The sequence below is a fragment of the Candidatus Viridilinea mediisalina genome (assembly GCF_002532535.1).
Lineage (GTDB): Bacteria > Chloroflexota > Chloroflexia > Chloroflexales > Chloroflexaceae > Viridilinea > Viridilinea mediisalina.
The window spans coordinates 1-18,620 of record NZ_NQWI01000001.1 but is presented as its reverse complement, the minus strand read 5'-3'; the positions used below and the strand labels follow the sequence as shown (position 1 = coordinate 18,620).

Annotated in this window: 12 protein-coding genes; 6 read left to right on the top strand and 6 right to left on the bottom strand. The window is 58.7% G+C overall.

Translation table 11 applies throughout. The features are described from left to right. Positions 1-121: 121 nt before the first annotated feature. Entirely contained in the window at positions 122-691 is a 570-nt protein-coding gene (locus tag CJ255_RS00055) for a Uma2 family endonuclease (RefSeq protein WP_097642040.1), read from the bottom strand. Positions 692-1,546: 855 nt separating this feature from the next. After that, the gene (locus tag CJ255_RS00050; RefSeq protein ID WP_097642039.1) at positions 1,547-4,165 is read right to left on the bottom strand and encodes an SUMF1/EgtB/PvdO family nonheme iron enzyme; all 2,619 of its coding nucleotides are present in this window, start codon (positions 4,163-4,165) and stop codon (positions 1,547-1,549) included. An 83-nt stretch (positions 4,166-4,248) separates the two neighbouring features. Here CJ255_RS00050 and CJ255_RS23205 point away from each other — a divergent pair, with 83 nt between their 5' ends. Next, a complete protein-coding gene (locus CJ255_RS23205; RefSeq protein WP_165774502.1) occupies positions 4,249-4,413 on the top strand; it encodes a hypothetical protein in 165 nt (54 codons plus the stop codon). 129 nt (positions 4,414-4,542) lie between these two features. Here the strand turns inward: CJ255_RS23205 and CJ255_RS00045 are convergent, their stop codons facing one another. The 3 genes from CJ255_RS00045 to CJ255_RS00035 are packed head-to-tail and all read right to left on the bottom strand — an operon-like array spanning position 4,543 to position 7,699. Then, entirely contained in the window at positions 4,543-5,457 is a 915-nt protein-coding gene (locus CJ255_RS00045) for a DUF58 domain-containing protein (RefSeq protein WP_245863073.1), read from the bottom strand. Between the two features lie 13 nt (positions 5,458-5,470). Continuing rightward, on the bottom strand, positions 5,471-6,763 hold the full coding sequence (locus tag CJ255_RS00040; protein ID WP_097642037.1) for a hypothetical protein: 1,293 nt from the start codon (positions 6,761-6,763) through the stop codon (positions 5,471-5,473). Positions 6,764-6,814: 51 nt separating this feature from the next. Continuing rightward, a complete protein-coding gene (locus tag CJ255_RS00035; protein WP_097642036.1) occupies positions 6,815-7,699 on the bottom strand; it encodes an NAD(P)-dependent oxidoreductase in 885 nt (294 codons plus the stop codon). Positions 7,700-8,090: 391 nt separating this feature from the next. Here CJ255_RS00035 and CJ255_RS00030 point away from each other — a divergent pair, with 391 nt between their 5' ends. The 4 genes from CJ255_RS00030 (at position 8,091) to CJ255_RS24275 (ending at position 13,253) form a co-directional block, all read left to right on the top strand. Then, the gene (locus tag CJ255_RS00030; RefSeq protein ID WP_097642035.1) at positions 8,091-9,098 is read left to right on the top strand and encodes a LacI family DNA-binding transcriptional regulator; all 1,008 of its coding nucleotides are present in this window, start codon (positions 8,091-8,093) and stop codon (positions 9,096-9,098) included. Positions 9,099-9,313: 215 nt separating this feature from the next. Beyond that, positions 9,314-10,873 carry an ABC transporter substrate-binding protein gene (locus CJ255_RS00025; protein ID WP_217352370.1) on the top strand — a complete coding sequence of 520 codons (1,560 nt, stop codon included), beginning with the start codon at positions 9,314-9,316 and terminating at the stop codon, positions 10,871-10,873. Positions 10,874-10,969: 96 nt separating this feature from the next. Continuing rightward, positions 10,970-12,100 carry a carbohydrate ABC transporter permease gene (locus CJ255_RS00020; RefSeq protein ID WP_097642034.1) on the top strand — a complete coding sequence of 377 codons (1,131 nt, stop codon included), beginning with the start codon at positions 10,970-10,972 and terminating at the stop codon, positions 12,098-12,100. A gap of 1 nt (position 12,101) precedes the next feature. After that, positions 12,102-13,253 (top strand): carbohydrate ABC transporter permease, encoded by a 1,152-nt coding sequence (locus CJ255_RS24275; protein ID WP_097642033.1) that lies wholly within the window; start codon positions 12,102-12,104, stop codon positions 13,251-13,253. 198 nt (positions 13,254-13,451) lie between these two features. Here CJ255_RS24275 and CJ255_RS00010 read toward each other — a convergent pair whose 3' ends face one another. After that, positions 13,452-15,914, bottom strand: a complete 2,463-nt coding sequence (locus CJ255_RS00010) for an Ig-like domain-containing protein (RefSeq protein WP_097642032.1) — start codon at positions 15,912-15,914, stop codon at positions 13,452-13,454. Positions 15,915-16,442: 528 nt separating this feature from the next. On the opposite strand from CJ255_RS00010, the gene malQ reads away from it, so the two are divergent. Continuing rightward, entirely contained in the window at positions 16,443-17,996 is a 1,554-nt protein-coding gene (gene malQ / locus CJ255_RS00005) for a 4-alpha-glucanotransferase (protein ID WP_097642031.1), read from the top strand. The last annotated feature ends 624 nt before the right edge of the window (positions 17,997-18,620 follow it).

The following is an 18,620-nucleotide window of genomic DNA, read 5'->3' as shown; positions in this document are numbered from 1 at the left end:
GTGGTTATAGGGAAGCAGAAATTGTTACGTATCCCAGCAGCCTGTCATGCTGCATCGTAGTGCCGACGTTAGTCGGCTGAGGTCTTTGGCAGCACTGGGAGCCGACTAAAGTCGGCACTACCTACGGCGCAAACAGGAAGATCTGCGTAGTATCTATGCACACATTCGCAATTGTTGTAGCGGTTACAATATTGCCTAATAACACCTTGTGAAGCTGCGTATACTCTCCTTGGAGTGGTTGTGTATACTGTTCGATGACAGACTTATGGACATCAACAATCCATACCTCACTAATCTGCGCCCGTGCATAGCGAGGCAGTTTCTCGTCACGATCATAGTCAATAGAGGAGTCCGCAATTTCAATAATAAGCAACACATCATCGGGAGTTGGCAGAGCACTAGTATAAAAATCTTCACGCGGGCTTAATATTGTGATATCAGGCTGTGGTTCACTGTAATCACTTAATTGTATCGGATTCTGGATGCTAATAATCCCATTGTCGCCAACCTGATTCATAAGAATTTTATTCAATTTATTAATAATACTGACATGCAATGGGCCAATCGGACTCATGACATAAATCTCCCCGTCAAGTAATTCAACACGATCATCTTCTGTCAGGATGCCAGCCTCACGAATCCGAGCATACTCCTGAACGGTGAATAAATGGCGGGTCATTGCTATGCTCATTGCGGTTCTCCTTATACCATTTACGATTGTAGATTGCAGATTGTAGATTGCCGAACATGGCGTCCCAATGGGCTTTAGCGTTCTTGATAATACGGCATGTTCAAGGGTAATTGGTATTACACCCCCGCTCCTCATCGCCGCGCACTCGTAAGATTGCATCATACCATGGATGTGTGGTGAACAAATACGCCCCTACATTGCCTTACGACGGGGATGCATGCGTTTTTCATGAATTCGCGGTGGACAAATACGCCCCTACATCGCCTTACGACGGGGATGTAGGAAACGGGCAATGCCCCCAGCGCACCGCACATGTAGGGGCGTAGCAGCGGCCCCCAAGGGAACCATGCCCATATCGTGAACCAAAGGCCGCTGCTACGCCCTCCCAAGAGAACCATGCCCGCACCTCGCATGGCGACGGATTCTTGTTCTTCTCCGGGCAGGGCGTAGCAGCGGCCCATACGCTCCCTCCTGCGCGGTGATTCTTGGGGTGGGCCGCTGCTACGCCCCTACATTCCCTTAGGGAAGCAAAAATTGTTACGTACCCCAGCAGCCTGTCATGCTGAATAGTCCATGTGCGGGCATCGTAGTGCCGACTTTAGTCGGCTGAGGTCTTTGGCAGCGATGGGAAGCCGACTAAAGTCGGCACTACCTACGGCCTCTCATGGAAGCAAAGCAACGGGGTAATCAACAACATCCGCTTCCCTTACGATGGGAGGCCATGCGTTTTCCATGAATGTGTGGTGGAGATCGCCAATCCATCACCACACAACGTAGGGGCGTAGCAGCGGCCCCCAAGGGAGCCATGCCCATAACGCACCCCAAAGGCCGCTGCTACGCCCGGCCCATCGGCGGCTAACCATCGCTTGTGCGAGCGCGAGGGGCGAGAATAACCCGAAATCCAGGGTCGTAGTGCCTGAGGTAGGAATGAAGCCTGTAGCGCACTCCACAGCGAACGCTTGTGTTTCCACTCCAAAATGCGCCCCCTCGAACGGATACATTCCGATCATCGTATGTAAAGTCTTTTGCCAACACAGCAGCCCCCCCAGGGTATGCATGGTAGCTACTGCTTGCCCACTCCCAGACATTGCCCGCCAGATCGAGCGCCCCACAAGCGGCCATGCCCGCTGGGCAGAGGCCCACGGGGGCGGGGGCGTTGATCTGCCAAGCGTCATAGACCGCATGCTCCGAGGTGGGTGCGTCGTTACCCCAAGGATACGCCCGACGCACTTTCGACCCGGCATATGCAGCAGCAATCTCCCACTCCGCATCGTTGGGCAGGCGCAGGATGTAATCAGGGGGTAAGAGATCAGTTAGTTGGCGGCTCAACCATGCACAGCAGGCGCTGGCTTCGTACCATGTCGTGATTACCACCGACTGGTTTGCTGCACTGTAATCCGGATTGCCCCATTTACGCTCAGTACGCTCGCCATGCCAATACAGTCCATTGGTCGTCCAGTAGCTCTCGTCGCGGTAGCCCTCGGTCACGAAGCGGGCGAATTGCGCGACGGTGATCGGCAGGCGGGCGATCCAGAAGGCGGGCAGGGTGAGATCGGCTGCTGGCTCTCCTTCCTTCCATCCGCCGATGCGGTAGGTTCCGCTTGGCACGTAGCGCCAGTAGTGTTCGCCCTGGTCGGTCAAGGTGGTGGAAGGGGCTGCGAGGCTCGTTCGCCACTCCTGCTCGCTCACGGGGTAGCGCGGGTCGCCAAGCAACCCAAGCGCCTGCCCAGCATCAAGGCGCTGCTTAGGATCAAACGGATGGGCTGCGATCTGCTGCAGTGCTTCGCTGCAGATCTCATCACGCAGTCCCGCATCAACCACGCCGCCGTCGGCCATCAGCAGCTTAGCGGCTTGCAATGGTTGAGTGGTAAAGCTACGAATCAACCCACGAGCTACACCCGTATCATCTTCAAGGCCCGCCAGCAGCAACAGCGTCTCCTCCCATCCGGTGCGTACACCGGGACGGGCGTATTGATGCAAGAATCTTTGTTGTGCCAATCCTCCAACTAACGGTAATTTTCCCCAGCGCATCGCCACTTGCAACTTAGTGCGCAGTTCTACCGCTGCAAAATACTCCTGCACCAGTTGGTGGCTGAAGCGCAGTTGCGCCCCATCGCCGAGCAATTCGATGAGGTCGGCGGCTTGAGCCTGCCGCAGTAACTCAGTGAGATCAATTGCTCTTCCAACAGGTAGATACCACGTTGCCCATGACAACAGTACACTCGTCCCACGCCCGCTGCTCTCCGTGATGGCGTAGGCGAGGCGGGCCAGCGCACGCTCCTGTACTGCAGCGGCGATCCAGCCTTCGGGACGGCGCTCTTGTTCCCACTGCCAGCGGTGGCTCACAAAGCGTTGCAACAGTTGGCCACGGTTGCGCGGGAGCTCGCTTGTTGCGCCATACACGTCGCAGAGCATCGTCAAGAGCAGTGGCGTGCGGGCCAGTTCGGCCAAGACGGCATGTGCTGGCTCAGTCAATGCTTTCAGCAGAGCATCGCCCCGCTCCGCGCCCAGCAACCCCACCACCATCTGCTGAATAGTGTCACCATCCAGCCCCTCAATGCGCACACGCTGCACCGGGTAGGGGTCGCCGTCAGACGCCTCCAGTAAGAGCGCGTGGTCGTCAGCGCGGCAGGTGGTGACGCTTGTGTTGCGTGGCCCTTCGATGCGCCCAGGATGGTTTTGCCGAAAGCGCTCTAGCTCTTGGGCAACACTGGCAAAGCGGCTACGCGGCACTTCGTTCAAGCCATCCCAGAGCAGAATCAGTTGCCCCTCGCTCAACAACTCGTCAAGCAATCCGGCGAGAGCGCGATGGCCTGTGAGCGGGAAGCGCAGGCCATTGGCGTCTACAAAGACCGCACTGGCGAGATCGGCATGGAGCAGGTCGCGCAGCGATTGGTCAGGCTGCAAACCACCCAAACGCACAAAGACCGGCAGCCGCGCATTGGCATCCTCCAGCCCGGATTCAGCACTATCGAGCGCCAGCCGCCAGAGGGCGGTGGTTTTGCCGCCGCCTGGTGGCCCCAGCAGCAACATATGGTTGTAGCAGGCCAGCCCGTCGCGCAGGTCGGTGAAGGTGTGCTGCCTGAGCGCGCCCTCGCCACCTGTGGGCTGCTCATCCGTGCGTAGCGCCTGACGCCATGTGCTAAAAAAGAGCTCCTCGCGCTCATAGTGGGGCGCAGCCCCGCTGCGGGTTGCCACAGGCAGCGCCACGAGCGGCAACGTGGCATAGCGCCGCCGCCACTGGGCGTAACGCAGCGCAACCTCGCTCCGGTAGGCGCGAAGCAATGCCGCACGCATAGCAGGATCGCGCGGAGCCGCCTCACCCGTATAGGTGATCAACTGGAAGATGGTGATCTTGTCACCCCGAACCGCATCACCGATGTGGACATCCTTGATCTGATTGAACGCACCGAAGTTTATCCCACCCTGCTGCTGGGATTGGTCTATGTGCTGGGGCGGATCGGGTTGGTTCATGGGTGTAATACCATTTACGATTGTAGATTGCAGATTGCAGATTGCCGCAAAAGAACGCAGAGGAACGCAAAAAACTTGTTAGCGTGAACAAGCCTTGGACCGCGACGGTGGCTTCGACAGGCTCAGCCACCGAGCCAAGCGTCGCGGTGGCTTCGACAGGCTCAGCCACCGAGCCAAGCGTCGCGGTGGCTTCGACAGGCTCAGCCAACGCGACGCCCCCCCACGAGCCCAGAACTTCTTCGCGCTAACAAAAACTTTGTTGCCTTCGCCCCTCTCCCACAACGTGGGAGAGGGGTAGGGGGTGAGGGCCATCTAGTCCATTCCAAAGCCTTATCCAAGCCCATCCATAATAATCATCCCCTCCCCACCCACCCATCCTACCACAACAGGCGGCGCAGGCGCAGGTAGGGAATTACCTGCTGCTCAAGGGGCCAGTGGCTCATGAGTGGGGCGTAGGTGGCGGCGTAGCGGCTGCATGTGCGGGCGAGTTGGCTGCGCCAGGCTTCTAGGTTGCGTTGGTAGGCTGCCAGTGTGGTCGCATCAAGCGTTAGATCGAGCCGCTGGCCCGTTTCGCTATCCTCAAGCTCGAGGCTGCCGCGCAGTTCCGGCTGGAGATCCTGCTGATCGAGCAGGTGCAGCACCAACGTCTGCCAGCGCGGCGGGCTGAGTAGGCGCAAGGCTTCGTCAAGGCCGTCGGGTACCAGCAGATCGGAGCAGATCACCAGTATGCCGCCCTGCGGATGTGCGCGGGCGTAGTGCTGGAGCACAGCGGTGAGTTGGGTGGTGGGTTGGGGTTTGATCTGGGTGATGAAGCGGAGCAGTTCGACCGTTTGGCTTTTGCCTTGGACGGGGCCAAAGGCGCGTCCGGCGCTGGGGCCAAAGGGCACAACATGGACACGGTCGCTGTGGGCGAGGGCGAGGTAGCCAAGTGCGCCACTAAGCTGTTGGGCAAGTCGTAGGCGCGGGGGTTGGCCCAGGAGCATGCTTTGCGAGGCGTCTACCAGCAGGTGGACATGCACATCCTGTTCGGCTTCGCCTAAGCGGACCAAGACCTGGTTTTGGCGTGCATAGACATGCCAGTCTACGTAGCGCAGATCGTCGCCACTACTGTAGGGCCGATGGTCGCTAAAGATGGTTGCGGGCAATTGGCGCTGGCTGCGATGCTCGCCACTGGCCGGATTGCCGCGCAGTGTGCGTTGCGCTTGTAGGCTCATGCGCTCGATGCGGCGTAGGAAGAGCTCATCGAAGAGCGGACGCTCCGATGGGGCGTTGGGGCGCAGTGGTGATGGCACAGCCGTGGGCTGCTTACGGCGAAAAATAGTCTTGAACCACATCACGCAGATCGAGCGGAATCCGTAGCGGATCGCCACCCACTTCTACTCGGTTACTATCAGGGCTGCCCCGTGCAAATGTGGCCCCAGTACCACCCTCACTGGCACTAAGCGGCAAATCTGAAGCAGCGCCACCCGTGGCCCCACCACCTGGCCCGTCGCTCTCAAGCTCTAGGGGTACCCCATCCACCCCCAGACGCTGGTTGACGCTCTCGCGCTGCTGGCCCGCGAGGTGTTGCCCACTCGCACCACCACCACCACCAGCCGGGTTACCGCTGCCATCCGCCTGTTGGCTAGGGCGCTGGCCTTGGGCCAACTGCTCAAGCGCAGCGGCCAAGCCCTCAAACCCTTGGGCCGGATCAACGCCGGTAGTCGCCAGAGCATCGGCGGCACCACGCACCTGGTTGGCCAATGCAGGATTCAATGGCTCAATCTGGTTGGCCGCTTGGCGCAAGCCTTGGGCCAGTTCGCCCCGCGTCTCAGAGGCGAGGCTGGCTGCTTGATCGGCCAGGTCGCGCAACTGCTGGGCCGCCTCAGCAGCATTGCCCCGGTCGAGCGCCTCAGCAGCCGGGCGAGTCACACTCTGGTTGCGTAGCGCCTCGGCCAAGGCCGCAGCGGCAGCAAGATCGTTGGGGTCTGTGAGTGGCACCAGCGCCTCACCGATCATGTCGGATTCGGTAGCCATGAAGGGCTGTGGCGGCGGCGGGGCTTCGAGGGGTGGGGGCGGCACAACGAGCGCCGGTTCGGTAGCTACGGGCGGCGGATCAGGCCCGGCTTGGGCCAAAACCTCACGCTCATTGAAGTAGTTGAGCAGCAGCAAGCCCCCCATCGTAAACAGCAGCAACGCCGTGGCCACCACCTCGCGCCGAGGCACAACCTGCTGCAACGCGATCTGCGGCTGCAAACGGTGCATCGTCCGGCGCGACTGCTCGTGTAGGCAGTGGGTAACCCCATTGGTTGGCTGAGCGATCTCCAGAGCGGTACTCAACTGCTCATTGAGCCGAAAGCGCCGGTCGAGATCACGCGCAACCTCAGATGGGGCCAAGGGACGGCGTAGCACCAACGCGGCCCCCACGCCGATGCAGGTCAGTGCAGCCGCATTGACCCAAGCCCAGTTGGGGGTATATTCACTGAACAACTGGAGCGCCGCAGTCCCACCAAGCAACAGCAGGGCGAGCATCGCGGCACGCAGCAGCAAACGCAGCCCGCGCCGCGCCCAGCGATCACTGGCTAAACGTTGCAGTTGCTTGTGGAGCGACCTATTCACAGCATCAGTATACCTATACGAGTGTCACGGCGTCAACATGGATTCACCGCTTCACCACTCGCGCCCACTCAAACGTGCTACCGCCTTGATCAGGGCGTGGTTGCCCTCGTGACCCAGGCCGCTCTGTTGCAATGCGCGGTAGAGTTGGGCTATCTGGCTGGTGATCAGCATGGGTGCGCCCACCTGATCCGCTGCTTCAAGCACGAGGCGCAGATCCTTCTGCTGCAGATCAATGGTAAAGCCGGGACGCCAGTCATGCTCGATGCACTGCGGCCCACGGTTGCTCAAGGTCCAACTGCCAGCAGCCCCGCCGCTTACCGCTGCAAGCATGGTGTGCAGGTCAACCCCGCTGGCCTCGGCAAAGACCAACGCTTCGCTCATGGCTTGCATGGTGCCCACCACCAGAATCTGGTTGACCAGTTTGACCGTCTGGCCCGCCCCGCTGGCCCCTACGTGGGTGATCGTTTTGCCCATAGCTTGCAGGTAGGGCATCGCCCGCGCCACCTGTTCAGCCTCACCGCCCACCATAATGCTGAGGGTGCCGTTTTTGGCTCCTTCGCTGCCCCCACTGATGGGCGCATCGAGGAAGTGCATGCCACGAGCCGCAAAGGCCAAGCCAATCTCACGAGCCCCTTGGGGGCTAATTGTGCTAAAATCGATCACCAGGCTGCCTGCCGTAGCCCCCTGAATGACCCCCTGTTCACCCAAGAGCACGTCGCGCACATCGGGGGTATCACTGACACACGAGCAGATGATGCTACATGTGGCTGCCAGATCAGCCGGGCTATTGGCCCGCACTGCCCCCGCCGCCACCAGCGCATCCGCCCGTGCCGTGCTACGATTCCAGACAGTCAGCCCATAGCCCGCCTTGAGCAGATTGGCGGCCATGCCTTGCCCCATAATTCCAAGCCCGATGAAGCCGATTCGCTCATGCATGTTGGTTCCTCCGTACTTTTTTTGTTACTGGGTGGCGGCGCAGCCGCCCGGCGGGGGTTTGGGTGCGGCTGCGCCTCTCCCAAACCATCTATAATTTTTGGTTAGCACGAAAAAGTCCTGGGCCGCGCCGCTTGGCTTCGACAGGCTGGTTTCGGCAGGCTCAACCACCGAGCCAGCGTCGCGGTGGCGGCGAACCCAAGGCTTCTTCGCGCTAACAATTTTTGTTGCGTGTTGGCGGCTTCGCCGCCAACACGCAACAAAATGGAATTATGGGCGTAGCCCTGCCCATCATACCATCTCCCCTTGACATGCGTCGCTTTTGTGCTAGGATGGAACTAGTTCCAAGGGGGTGCCAAGCCCATCAGTGTTGATCAGGGTTTGGATAGGTCTTATGGCTGCTACGATTCGTGATGTTGCAAGGGTCGCTGGGGTGGGGCTAGGCACCGTCTCGCGGGTGCTGAACAATAGCCCCTTGGTGAGTGCGGCCACGCGCCAGCGCGTCCTCGCGGTGATGGCTGAATTGCGCTATAATCCCAGCCAAATTGCCCGTAACTTCGCCTTGGGCAAAACGCTCACCGTCGCCACAATTGCGCCCTTCTTTACGCGCCCTTCGGTCGTTGAGCGGCTCCGGGGGATTGAAGCAACCTTGACGGCCTCCGGCTACCATTTGGTGGTCTTTAATGTTGAGGCGGTCGAGCGGCGCGACGAGTGTTTGCGCGAAGCGGTGCGTAATGATCGTGCCGATGGGCTTTTGCTGGTCTCGTTGGCCCCGCGCCCTGATGAGGCCGTGGCGCTGCGCGAAGCGCATCTGCCAGTTGTGCTGATTGACACTTGCGCCGAGGGCTTGCCAGGGGTTAGCATTGATGATGTGGCGGGCGGGCACTTGGCGACGAGCCATCTGATCGCGTTGGGCCATCGCCGCATTGCCTTTATCGGTGATCCTGAAACGGACCCCCTGACCTTCAATTTTACCAGTAGCCGCGACCGCATGCTTGGCTATCAGCAGGCGCTTGCAGCGGCCAAGCTGCCTTTGAACCCCGCCTATGAGCGCCACGGCCTGCATGGACGCTACGAAGCCCGCGTGTTGGCGCGTGAGTTGCTACACTTGCCTGAACCTCCCACCGCCATCTTTGCGGCGAGTGATACGCAGGCAATGGGGGTGCTAGAAGCGGCACGCGACCTCCACCTTCCTGTCCCTGAAGCCCTCGCGGTGGTGGGCTTCGATGACATTGACATTGCTGAATATCTGGGCCTCACCACCGTGCGCCAGCCCCTCTTTGAGAGCGGTGCCCGTGCAGTTGAGTTGCTCTTTCTGCTCTTGAGCGGGGCAGCACCACCACCCGCCGAGCGCTTGCCCGTCGAGTTGGTCGTCCGACGCACGAGTATGAAGAACAGGTGAACAGAGGAACGAATGAACAGAGGAACAGGGGAACGGATGAACAGATGAACAGCTTGGAGGCATTCAGCACATCCTGATGCCGCAAACCTATATCCTATTTCCTGTATGCTATTTCCTATGAAAGGAGGTGGTGTTGATTCTAGGCCGCTCTAATCAAGCAAACCCGCAAGAGGCAACGTCTGCCTCATTCAATCCAATGTCAAGGAAGGAACGACATGGTACGCAAACTCTCCATTCTGACCCTGTTCGTGATGCTGGCTGTGATGCTGGCCGCCTGTGGCGGTGGTACCGCAGCGACCCCCACGACGCCCCCGGTTGAGCCGGAGCCGACGGTGGCCCCTGCCGATGTGACTGAGCCGGAGCCGGTTGATGAGCCCGAACCCGTTGATGAGCCCGAACCCGTTGATGAGCCCGAACCGATTGACGAGCCCGAACCTGTTGACGAGCCTGAGCCGGTTGACGAGCCTGAGCCGGTAACCCCAGCAGGCGACGCTGGTTCGGCTACCCGTGCGCTGGCCAATGATGCTGCGAAGATCAGCGATGAACTGGCTGCTGCATTTGCTGGTGAGTTCGAGGGTACCGTGGTCACCATGAGTGGCCCCTTCACCGATGCTGATGCGGTGAAGTTTAATCAGGCAATTGCCACCTTTGAGGAACTGACTGGGATTGACATCCAGTACGAGGGCTCGAAAGAGTTTGAGGCAAGCATCTCGATCCGCGTTGATGGCGGCAATCCGCCCGACATTGTAGACTTCCCGCAGCCTGGTCTGCTTGCTAACTTTGTGCGCGACGGCAAGGTCATTGATGTTGATCAGTTCATCAACTCGGCCTGGCTGACCGAAAACTACAATCAGAGCTGGCTCGACATGGCGATTATGGAAGGGCCCGACGGCCCGATCAACGCAGGCGTCTGGCATCGCGTCAATGGCAAGAGCTTGGTCTGGTACCCTAAGGCCGAATTTGAGGCCGCTGGCTACGAAATTCCCACCACATGGGATGAGATGCTGGAACTGACCGAAGAGATCGCGCTTGATGGCGATCCCGCTTGGTGCATCGGCATCGAGTCGGGCGCGGCCACTGGCTGGCCTGCCACCGACTGGATCGAAGAGATCATGTTGCGCACCACTTCGCTCGAAAACTACGACCGCTGGGTCGCGGGTGAGTTGCCCTTCGATTCGCCTGAGGTGCGTGCCGCTGCCGAGAAGATGGCTGAGATCTGGTTCAACGACGAATTTGTCTATGGTGGACGGGCCGCAATTGTCACCACTAGCTTTGGTGATGCGCCTGCGCCGATGTTCAACAATCCGCCCGGCTGCTGGCTGCACAAGCAGGGCAACTTCATCACCAGCTTCTTCCCCAGCAATGTTATGCCCGGCGTGGACTACGACTTCTTCTATCTGCCCGGCATTGACCCAGAGTTTGGCGATCCTGTGCTGGTCGCGGGCGACCTGATGGCCATGTTCAACGACCGGCCTGAAGTGCGGGCGGTGATGTCCTACTTCACCAGTGGCGCTTCGGTGCAGGAGTGGCTGGCTGCTGGTGGTGCGATTTCGCCCCACAACGACTCGGATCTCGCCTGGTACGGTGACGACATTGAGCGCGGGGTGGGCGAGATTATCCTCAATGCCACCAGTCTGCGCTTCGATGCCTCTGACCTGATGCCCGGTGAGGTTGGCGCTGGTTCCTTCTGGCGCGGCATGACCGAGTTTGTTGCTGGGACGCTCGATCTGGAGACGGCCATGCAAGAGATTGATCGAGGCTGGCCGGATCGCTAAATCTGTGGGGGCTATGCCCCAACTCCGCTTTAACCTGTTCCGTGTTGGTGGCAACGCCACCAACACGGAACAAAAGAACGCAATGGAGCGTGTCTTATGCAGACCACAAATGCGACTCCGCGTCATGTGAGTCCGCCCTCAAGCGAAGATTTCAATCCGGGGCGTTTGGCCCTCGCGTTACTGCTTTTGGTACTGCTGATCGCTTTTATTTGGGGCGGTTTCACGTTTTTGCGCGATGTGCAGCGCAACGATAGTTTGCCCAAACTCCTTACAGCGGCTCTGGCGATTATCTGGGGCGTTGGCGGCGCTGCTTGGGGCTTTTATACGCTCAATATGATTGTCGAGCAGTTGCCGGGAGAACTGCGGCGCTTGTTGCTGCCCTATGTCTTTGTTGGCCCGGCGATCCTTTTCCTAGGATGGGCGCTGCTCTTTCCCGCCCTGCGCACGCTCTATCTGAGTTTCTTCAATTTCAACTCAGCGGAATTTGTTGGCCTCAGCAACTATGTTGCGGTCTTTACTGAACGTACCATGCTCACAGCCTTCAGAAATAATATCTTCTTCTGGATGCTGATTGGCACACTGGGCTGCGTGATCTTTGGCCTGATTATTGCCGTGCTGGCCGACCGTAGTAGCTTCGAGACTCTGGCCAAATCGCTCATCTTTATGCCTATGGCCATCTCTTTTGTGGGTGCGGGCGTGATTTGGCGCTTTGTTTACCACTATGCCCCCCCTGGCCAGACCCAGATTGGTCTGCTTAATGCCATGGGTACTCAACTAGGCTTTCCACCACAAGCGTGGACAACCTTATTACAACCGCAAAACAATTTCTTCTTAGTGATTATTTTGATCTGGATGCAAACCGGCTTTGCCCTCGTGATCTTTTCGGCAGCAATCAAGGGTATTCCTGAAGATATTATCGAAGCCGCCCGCGTGGATGGTGCCAGCGAGTTGCAGATCTTTTGGCATATTATGCTGCCTGCGATTCAAGGGACGATTGTGACCGTGACGACCACAATCCTGATCTTTACGCTCAAGATTTTTGATATTGTCATTGTGATGACCGGCGGTCAATATGGTACCGGGGTGATCGCGGTTGAATTCTACCGCCAATATTTCACCAATCGCAACTTTGGCTATGGTTCGGCGATTGCGATTGTGCTGCTGCTCGCCGTGATTCCGGTGATGATCTACAACTTGCGGCAACTGAAGAAGCAGGAGGTATTCTAATATGGCTGCGGTAACTGCAAAACCTGCTGCACCTGCGCGCCGTGCGACGAGCCAAAAGCGCCAGCAGTTGATCAACAAGATTATTGTCAATACCATCCTCGCCATCCTCTGTGTCATCTGGACGCTCCCCACCGTGGGGCTTCTGGTCTCCTCCTTCCGTGACCGCGATGATATTCGTAGCTCCGGGTGGTGGACGGTGTTGCCCCACCGTGGCCTCGAGACGGTGGCTACGATTGAATTGCCACCCGATACCAACCTGCGTGAGCCGATTACGCTGCCTGCCGAGTTGGGCAGTGGCACCTATACTGCCAGTCAAATCGCCGATGGCGTGATCCTGCCCGATGGCCGCCAAATTACATGGGAGAACCGCCGTGCCCGCCTGATTGCACTCCAAGAGCCGACATGGGGCATGAATACCAATTTTACCCTCGAAAATTACCGCATTGTCACAGGTGGGCGTGAATATGTCTATACCGATGCCGCCGGGAATCGGGTGGTAGAATCGGGTGAAGACCTCTGGGGTGTGCTGATCAACAACATTGCCGTCGTGATTCCCGCAACGGTCATTCCGATCCTGATTGCCGCCTTTGCCGCCTATGGGTTCGCCTGGATGCGCTTTCCGGGGCGTTTTCTGCTCTTTACCATCGTTGTGGCCCTGCTGGTAGTCCCCCTACAAGTGGCGCTCATCCCGCTCCTGCGCGACTTCGTGCGCCTCGATGTCAACGGCACCTACATGGCGGTCTGGCTGGCCCATACCGGCTTTGGCTTGCCCTTGGCCACCTACCTGCTCTACAACTACATCAGCCAATTGCCCCGCGACATCCTCGAGTCGGCCTTTATTGATGGCGCCTCCCACTTTACCATCTTCACCCGCCTCATCCTGCCGCTCTCGTTGCCCGCCCTGGCCTCGTTTGCCATCTTCCAATTCCTCTGGGTCTGGAACGATTACCTCGTGGCCCTGATCTTCATCGGTGCCCAACCCAACGTCCAAGTCCTCACTATGCGCCTCGCCGACATGGTCGGCTCACGCGGCCAAGACTGGCACGTCCTCACCGCTGGAGCCTTTATCTCTATGCTCATCCCATTGCTGGTCTTCTTCTCGTTGCAGCGCTTCTTTGTGCGCGGCCTGCTCGCCGGCTCGGTGAAGGGGTAATACCATTTACGATTGTAGATTGCAGATTGCAGATTGTCGGACATGGCGTCTCAATGCGCTTGAATGTCATGAGGCATGCGGCCTGTTGGTAATTGGGGTAACGCAACAATAAACGGGGTGTGGGGCATGCGCCCCACACCCCGTTTATTGTTGCGTTGTGGCGGTGCAGCCGCCACAACGCAACAATAAAGAGCAACCCTACCTAATCACGATGGGCAGGATTATGCGGAAGTGCATCATCTCAACGGTCACTTCGACCGTTTTGGTTGTGCTTTCGCCTCTCGCGTCGGTTATGGTGATAAGGTATCTTGCGGTACCCATGGGTAGATCGCGATCTGGCCTGCAACTCCAGTTGCCCTCATCGTCCGTGGTGGCACGACAGATCTCGTCGCCCGCTTCGTTGACGACGACCACCGTGTTGCCCGGTTCGGCAGTGCCACTGAAGAGTGGGCGCGAGTCGACTCTGCTGCCGGGGGCTGGGCTGGTGACGGTGGGCTCGTCGGCATGCTCGACGGTGACCTCGACGCTGGCCGCTGGGCTTTCGCCGCCCGCGTTGCTCGCGGTGGCGCTAAAGGTCGTGGTACGTGCGGGCAGATCACGCTCTGATGTACAACTCCATGTCCCCTCAGCGTCCGTGGTGGCAGTACAGACCTCTTCGCCTTCGGCGTCCGTGACAACTACCGTGCTGCCGGGTTTAGCAGTGCCACTGAAGGTTGGGCGCGGCTCGACCGTGCTGCCGGAGGCCGGGCTGGTGATGGTGGGCGCGTCGGGGGCATGCTCGACCGTGATTTCGACGCTGGCTGCTGGGCTTTCGCCGCCCGCGTTGCTCGCAGTGGCGCTGAAGCTTGCGGTGCCCTCGGGCAGATCGCTCGCTGGCGTACAACTCCAGGCTCCCTCGGCGTCCGTGGTGGCACTACAGACTTCTTCGCCCTCCGCGTCGGTGACGGCCACGGTGCTGCCGGGCTTAGCACTACCACTGAAGGGTGCGCGCGGGCCGACGGTGCTGCCGGAGGCCGGGCTGGTGATGGTGGGCGCGTCGGGGGTATGCTCGACTGTGACTTCGACGCTGGCCGCTGGGCTTTCGCCCCATTGGTTGCTCGCGGTGGCGTTGAAGGTTGTGCTGCCTGCGGGCAGATCGCTCGCTGGTGTACAACTCCAGGCCCCCTCAGCGTCCGTGGTGGCAGTACAAACTTCGTTGCCCTCTTCGTCCGTGACGGCTACGGTGCTACCGGGTTCGGCAGTGCCGCTGAAGGGCGGACGCGGGCCAACGCTGCTGCCGGAGGCCGGGCTTTCGATGGTGGGCGCGTCGGGCGCGGCTTGCGCCGTGAAGTCGCGCGGCAACGCCTCGCTGGGGCCATTCTCATTGGTCGCCGTCACCAGAACGCTATTCGGCCCCTCAGCCAGATCTTCATCTGGCGTACAACTCCAATTGCCCTCCTCATCCGCCGTTGTGCTACAGATTTCGTTGCCATCTGCGTCGGTGACGGCCACCTCACTACCCGCCTCAGCGGTACCACTGAAGGTCGGGCGCAGGCCAACGGTACTATCTGCTGCCGGGCTCTCTAGGGTGGGCAGATCGGGGACTGGCCCGAGTTGTACCGTAAAGTTTCGCGTATCGCTCGGCTGGCTCGGCACCCCGCCTTCACGATCAGCAATCGCCGAAATCGCCTGCTCGCCTGCCGGCAGATTCGTCTCTGGCGTACAACTCCAATTGCCGTCAGCATCGGTGATTGCCTCACAGATGGTCTCGGCATTGGCATCTCTGACGATCACCGTAGTTTCGGGCTCGGCTGTACCACTGATCTGCGGGCGACCGCTGGTTGTCACGCCTTCAGTCGGCGCGGTGATGACCGGCGCCTCAAGCAGTTCACCAGCCAAGAAGATCTCCTGCGCCCGCACCACCCACGTCGCTCCTGGCGCAAGGCTGGCCAGGCGCCACTCCATTGCGTAGCCATTGTCTGTGGTTTCCCTGGGGTCAATCTCATTTTGCAGGGCACCAGCATTAACCGAGCCGTTCACGGTGCTATAGCGTCGACTCTCATAGGCGTGTGGCGGTGTTAGCCCACGGAGCGCCATGCGCTGTTCGATGCCACTGGTGACTTTACTCACACCAATGCTGTTACTTGCCCCATCCCACCAGCCAGCACCGTTATCACCGCCGTCGAGGTAGGTGTCCATGCCATGAAAGAAACGCAGATCGGTTAGCGGGTTTTCGCTAAGATTGGTGATCTGCCATTCAAGATTGTAGAAGGCTCTACCGGCAGTATAGCTCGTGATCTGGACAATCTCCACATCACTGCCCGCACGCATAGTAGACGTAATGACATTGTCTGTGCGCACATTCACCAGACCAGTGACACGCGTGCCTGCGTAGTAGCCACCCATCGTGTAGCGGCTGCCAGCGATATGCAACGCAGAGTCTTTCGCCCTGTTACCAAACACCTGGCGTACCCATGCTGTGCCACTGTAGCGCTCAACATTCATTCTCCCATCATCAAACACCGTAACCCGGAGCGTTCCTGCGACCTCTTCACCACCAATAACTTCTGTTGTTGAAGCATAGGCCGGGCGCAGTGCCAGCCCAAAACTGCCGCTCACCAAGAGCGCCACCAAGAACAGCGTCAACCACAGCTCTCGTCGCGGGCGTTGGTACCCAGACATCACTTTCTCCTTAAGCAAGTTCCCTAGCGCAGCCAAGCGCATACTGCACCCTGCAGTATGCCATCTAGCCTAGGGTAACGAGCGACGGATGTCACTATACTTGAGGTATAGAAAAGGTATAGTCTAGCTTGGACTATGCCCATTCCGGCGACTATACGAAAAGTATAGTCAAGCTTGACTAGGTATAGTCCAGTTTGGACGATAGGGTTATAGAGGCCGCGAATAGGGCATTGGGAAGCCATGTAGGGTCTGTGGTGCGGTGGGAGAGGATACAGAAACGAGAAAATAGAAAATAGCTTTTTTGTGTTCCTTTGCATTCCTTTGGGAAGGTTTCAGAAACAGCCATTCAGCTTTACCGTCGTAGTGCCGACTTTAGTCGGCATCCGGGGGTTGTCGGCGACCTCAGCCGACTAAAGTCGGCACTACCTAATGGCGTAAACGGTAAAGTGTCCTGAAACCATCCCTTTGAGCCAAAGTGGTGCAATATGCTACAATGCGTGGTGTTAGCCGTCTTAGGGGAGGTTTTGCATGCACTTTGCGCGCAGTAGTGGCATTCTGCTCCACCCGACATCATTGCCCGGCCCATGGGGCATTGGTGACCTTGGGCCTGCCGCCTATCAGTTTGTTGATTTTCTCGCCGCCGCAGGCCAGAGTCTGTGGCAGGTTTTGCCCCTTGGCCCCACGGGTTATGGCGATTCGCCCTATCAGTGCTTTTCGGCGTTTGCTGGTAATCCGCTGTTGGTGAGCCTTGATCAGATTGTGCAGCGTGGGTTGCTGAGTTACGATGAGGTGCTTGAGGCTGCGGCCAATTATCAGCTCGATCACGCGAGTGTGCGCTATGGTGAGGTGATGGGCTTTAAGCTGCCGTTGCTGCGCCGTAGCTATGAGCGGATGCGTGAGGGCGTTGCGCCGGACGTGAGCGCTGCCTTCGCGGAGTTTCGCCAAGCGCAAGCTGGCTGGCTCGATGACTATGCGCTCTTTATTGCGCTCAAAGAGGCCCATAACGGTCAGTCTTGGTCTACTTGGGAGCCGGGGCTGCGTGCGCGGCGGCCAGCAGCGTTGGCCAAGGCGCGCCACGAACATGCTGAGGCGTTTGAGCTTCAACAGTTCCTTCAGTTTCTCTTCTTTCAGCAGTGGCTGCCGCTCAAAGCCTATGCCAACGAGCGCCACATCCGCATTATTGGCGATGCCCCCATCTTTGTGGCTTACGATAGTGCTGATGTTTGGGCTAATCCCGATCTCTTCTTCCTCAACAAAGAGAGTAAGCCTACGGTTGTTGCGGGCGTACCGCCCGACTATTTTAGTAAAACCGGGCAACTCTGGGGGAATCCGCTCTACCGCTGGGATCGTATGGCCAAAGATGGCTACGCCTGGTGGGTGGCACGCCTGCGCGCCGCCTTTACCCAAGTGGACATCCTGCGCCTCGACCACTTCCGGGGCTTTGCGGCCTATTGGGAGGTGCCAGCCGGTGAAGAGACTGCGATCAATGGGCGTTGGATCAAAGGTCCCGGTGCGGCGCTCTTCGAGCGCCTCCAGGCTGAGTTTGGTGCCCTGCCGATCATTGCGGAAGACTTGGGCCTGATTACGCCCGATGTGCTGGCCCTACGCGATCAGTTTGATCTGCCTGGTATGATTGTGCTGCAATTTGCCTTTGGGGGCGATGCCGATAATTTTTACCTGCCCCACAATCATAGCCGCAACTGCGTGGCCTATAGCGGCACCCACGATAACAATACGACCATCGGCTGGTTCCATGAACTCAGTGAAGAGGAACGCGAACATGTACGCGGCTACTTGGGCCGCGATGGGAATGATATTGCATGGGATTTCATTCGTACCGCGATGATGTCGGTTGCCGATATGTCCATCATCCCGCTCCAAGATGTTTTGCGCCTGGGCGGCGAGGCCCGCATGAACATCCCTGGTCACTCCGGCGGCAACTGGAGTTGGCGCTTCCAGCCTGAAGCGCTCAACGATGGCCTGGCCCATGGGCTCCACTTCTTCACCAGCCTCTACAACCGCTTGCCCGCCGCAAGCAAGCCAGCGCCGGAGGAGAGCGATCTGGAGTATGATCCGGCGTAGGGTGCTTTTTTGTGAGGGATGGTTTCAGGGCACTTTACAGTTTGCGCCATAGGTAGTGCCGACTTTAGTCGGCATCCGGGGGGTGTCGGCGACCTCAGCCGACTAAGGGAAGCGGATGTTGTTGATTGCCCCGTTGTTTTGTCATCCTGAGAGACGGTAGGTAGTGCCGACTTTAGTCGGCTGAGGTCTGTGGAAGCGATGGGAAGCCGACTAAAGTCGGCACTACGATGCATGTGAACCATGTACTACTCAGCATGACAGGCTGCTGGGACACGTAACAATTTCTGCTTCCCTAACGTCGGCACTCCAACGGTAAAAAGGTTCATGAATAGATAGAACATGCTTCCTGAAGCCATGTCCAGAAGCCATGTACAGGGCTTGGGACGGCCAAAGGATGGCCCTCACCCCCTAACCCTCTCCCACGTTGTGGGAGAGGGGCGAAGGCACTGCGGTTTTGTTGCGTTCCTTTGCGCTATTTCCTACCTCCTACTTCCTACCTCCTACCTCCTACCTCCTACCTCCTACCTCCTACCTCCTACTTCCTACCTCCTACCTCCTACCTCCTACCTCCTACCTCCTACCTCCTACCTCCTACCTCCTACCTCCTACCTCCTACCTCCTACC